We start from the raw sequence: 3,781 nt of genomic DNA on the forward strand, positions 1-3,781 counted from the left end.
GCGCCATTTCTGGTGCGGTCCTGACCGGCATTGAGACTGTACTGGCAGATGACTGCCAGCTAAATGTCCGACATCTTAATGGTGTTGATGATATGAGCACGGTGGTTCAGCCAAAACGGATTATTCTAGACCGCCAAGGCCGTCTGCCATTGACAGCGAAAATTCTAGCGCAGCCTGACAGCGTGATGGTCATGGGGCCATTCCGTCAAGAGCTGGCTGATCTGGGTGTGTTACAATTAGCAGTGCAGCCTTTAACACAATTATTGGCTCAGCTGGCTGGGCAGTATCAGATTTATGATGTGCTGGTGGAAGCAGGGGCGACCTTATCTACGGCATTTTTACAAGAACAATTGGTTGATGAATTGATCAGTTACGTTGCACCCACCCTATTGGGCCGTTCTGCACGTACTATGTTTAATGCAGAATTCAGCCGTATGGCCGAACAACTCCGATTTAAGCTGCGCGATGTAACTCGCTTCGGTGAGGATGTGCGCTTCAGGTTAATTCCTTTTCAAGAGACACTATGAGTTCAGAGTCTACGGTTTATCATAAACGTCGCCATGCGGCGCGTACCACCGATGAATATCTTTTCCATCAGCTGGTTCCTTATCTGGGCAACAAACGCCGTCTGCTGCATTTAATTCTGGAAGCGCTTGAGAGTACAGGCACCCTAAACCGTACTGATGGCCGTGCTCCTATTTTTGCCGACTTCTTTGCTGGCTCTGGTGTGGTCTCACGTTTGGCTCGTCAAAACGGTTACCGGGTGATTGCCAATGACTGGGAACCCTATAGTCATGCCCTGAATCATGCGGTGCTGGCCTGTACGGAGGCACCAGCGTTTAAAGAATTGGGTGGCTACCAGAAAGCCATTGATTATCTAAACCGTCTGCCCGAAGTCAAAGGCTGGGTGACACATAACCTGTGTCCACGTAATGATGAAATTTATGATCCGTCGCGTGACCGTTTGTTTTTTAAACGCCGTAACGGGATGCGGATTGATGCGATCCGCCAGCAGATTGCCACCTGGCAGGCACAAGGTGCAATTGATGATGTCGAAATGAGTGCTTTGCTGGCACCGCTATTATATTCAGCTAGTTTTGTCAGCAATACTTCCGGCGTATTTAAAAGTTTCCATCATGGCTGGGGCGGCAAGACCCAGACCGCACTGGAACGGATTGAATCTTTACTCTGGCTGACGCCAAGCCGCTTCTGTGAAGACAAGAAACATCAAGGGCCGACCGCTGAAATGTGGTGTGTGGATGCCCAACATCTGGCCAATCAGATGAGCAGTTTTGAGGTCGATGTGGCGTATCTGGATCCGCCGTATAACCAGCATGCCTATAGCAGTAATTATCATGTACTGAATGCGCTGACTTTATGGGATCAGGTCGATCTGCCGACACCAGATACCAAGGGCTTCAAGAGTGGTATTGACCGCGCCTGGCGTAAAGAACGCCCGAGCCAGTACAACTCTTCCAAGTATGCCAAAGAGGCGTATGAGACCTTGCTGGCCACGATTAATGCACGTTTTATTCTGACCAGTTATTCCACCGACGGTAATATCAGTGCGACCGATTTATTGCAGGCCAACCTGAAACGCGGTCGGGTGACTCTGCTAACCCAGGATGTGCCACGTTATCGGGTTAGCAAGCAGCGCCAGTCAGAACGTGCACGCGTACTCGAATTCATTGTGATTACCGATACGCATGCCAAATCAGGCCCACCCATCCGTCAGCTACTAAGCCAGTTGCATCATTATGCAGAGCTGGGCGGTGTAGATACAACCGGGGTCAGTACCCAGTTGGCCTTGTGGTAAGCGCATAAAAAAGGAAATAAAGATGTTTACAGGTATTATTGAAAGTCTGGGCAAAGTTGAAAGTCTGCAAAGTGTCGGAGGGGATGTGCGTTTACGTATTCAGACCGATCTGGATATGTCGGATGTACATCTCGGTGACTCGATTGCCACCAATGGTATTTGCCTAACCGTGATTGACTGGGGCGAGAACTGGTATGCAGCGGATGTGTCGCGTGAAAGCCTGAACCGGACCACACTGGGACAATGGAAAGTCGGACAGCCTGTGAATGTCGAAAAAGCCATGCTGCCAACCACCCGTTTTGGTGGGCATATTGTGTCTGGGCATGTCGATGCTGTGGGTGAAATTACCATCGTTCGTGAAGATGCCCGCTCGGTATATTATGAAGTGACGGCACCGGCTGAAATTGCCAAATATCTGGCACAGAAGGGCTCAGTCACCGTTGATGGCATCAGTCTGACCATTAACCATTTACGTGGCAGTGTCATTAGCCTGAACCTGATTCCGCATACAGCTGAGCGGACCAATATCGGTACCTGGAAAGTCGGGACAAAAGTAAATCTGGAAGTTGATGTGCTGGCCCGTTATATCGAGCGTTTGCTGCTGGGAGATAAGGCTGCAGAAACCACCCAGCAATCAAAAATCAGTATGGAATTTCTGGCTGAAAATGGCTTTTTAAAATAAGTCCAACTCCAGAATTCCTGGCAGTCTAGTTGAAAAATTAGACTGTTTTTTTGTTTTTGGAGATAATACCGCGTATAACTTGCAATTTTAGCCCCAATGGACAGATCGAATGCTCGATTTTTTACTTCATCTTGAACAATCCTTGCCCTTATTGCTGGACCAGTATGGGGTATGGATCTATGCGATTCTGTTCCTGGTGATTTTCGCAGAAACCGGCTCAGTATTTTTCTTTTTCCTGCCTGGCGACAGCCTGCTAATTGCCATCGGGGCACTGTGCTCGACGACGGACCTGATCACTTTACATTCTGTCGGTTTATTACTGTTCATTGCTTCTACTCTGGGATATACCGTCAATTACTACACGGGCAGGGCGCTAGGGCTAAAATACTTCAATGAGCATTCACGCTTTTTCAAGCCGGAATATATAGTCAAAACCAATCATTATTTTATGAAGCATGGCGGCAAGACTATCCTGATTGCACGTTTTATTCCCTTTGTACGTTCCTTCGGACCTTTTGCCGCCGGTTCCGGGCATATGAACCTGATGACCTTTGGCTTGTATAATGTGGTTGGCGGAATACTCTGGATTAGCAGCCTGTTGGGGGTGGGCTATATTCTTGGTAATACCGCCTTTATGCTGGCTGACCTTTTTTAAATTTTGACGTTTTAAAGTTGAGCTGAGCTTGATTATTTTTTATTCGGCCTGTACGGCTTGGAGCAGACCGGGCGTCCAAAGCTCTTGCCTTGTTGAATTTTTAAGGCCTCGAGCGACCACGCATAGATAAAAACTTTTAGATTTACCTTAAATCGATTGATGAACCCTGGATGTTTGGTTCTTTCAGACCAATCATAGCGCTATAAGAAAAAAATTAAATCAGATAGCAGCCAGTGTGAGTATGGCTCAGCCTATTGTGACAGATTGGAATTTTGAAGAATATAGTCAATTTCTTCTTTGGCGGCAGCACGCAGCTTATCGCGTAGTGCATTCACTGTTTGCTCAATGGCACTTTCGGCCTCCAGTTCCAGACGTAAACGTACACTGTCGAGTTCAGACCGAATCTGGGAATCTTCAATACGGTATTGACCTGCGGAAAAATCCAGCACCTGTTCAGGGTTTTTCTGATAACGCGCGGTGTAGTGCTGTATCTCAAGATCATGCCATCTGCTCCGCAGCGATTATGTAACAGCCACCTTAGCCCCTGTCATCTGTTTTAAAACCATAGCCATAAAAACCGGGCGATGGTGTGACAGTCATGAGTTTGCAGCAGGCCAGATCAGCCCTC

General features: G+C 47.8%; 4 protein-coding genes and 1 pseudogene. 4 read left to right on the forward strand and 1 reads right to left on the reverse strand.

Going from position 1 to position 3,781, the window contains the following annotated elements; translation table 11 throughout:
* The 4 genes from E2K52_RS13745 to E2K52_RS13760 form a co-directional block, all read left to right on the forward strand.
* Nucleotides 1–527: RibD family protein (locus E2K52_RS13745; RefSeq protein WP_151205584.1), on the forward strand; the 527-nt coding region annotated here is incomplete at its 5' end.
* Nucleotides 524–1,816 (forward strand): DNA adenine methylase, encoded by a 1,293-nt coding sequence (locus E2K52_RS13750; protein ID WP_151205585.1) that lies wholly within the window; start codon nt 524–526, stop codon nt 1,814–1,816. The genes E2K52_RS13745 and E2K52_RS13750, both read left to right, overlap by 4 nt.
* A gap of 22 nt (nt 1,817–1,838) precedes the next feature.
* A complete protein-coding gene (locus tag E2K52_RS13755; protein ID WP_151205586.1) occupies nt 1,839–2,498 on the forward strand; it encodes a riboflavin synthase in 660 nt (219 codons plus the stop codon).
* Between the two features lie 109 nt (nt 2,499–2,607).
* Nucleotides 2,608–3,153 carry a VTT domain-containing protein gene (locus E2K52_RS13760; protein WP_151205587.1) on the forward strand — a complete coding sequence of 182 codons (546 nt, stop codon included), beginning with the start codon at nt 2,608–2,610 and terminating at the stop codon, nt 3,151–3,153.
* A 251-nt stretch (nt 3,154–3,404) separates the two neighbouring features.
* Here E2K52_RS13760 and E2K52_RS13765 read toward each other — a convergent pair.
* Nucleotides 3,405–3,653 (reverse strand): annotated as a pseudogene (locus E2K52_RS13765) (hypothetical protein); the annotation flags it as partial.
* Nucleotides 3,654–3,781 lie beyond the last annotated feature (128 nt).

This window comes from Acinetobacter sp. RF14B (assembly GCF_006864105.1).
In the GTDB taxonomy this organism is placed as follows: domain Bacteria; phylum Pseudomonadota; class Gammaproteobacteria; order Pseudomonadales; family Moraxellaceae; genus Acinetobacter; species Acinetobacter lwoffii_C.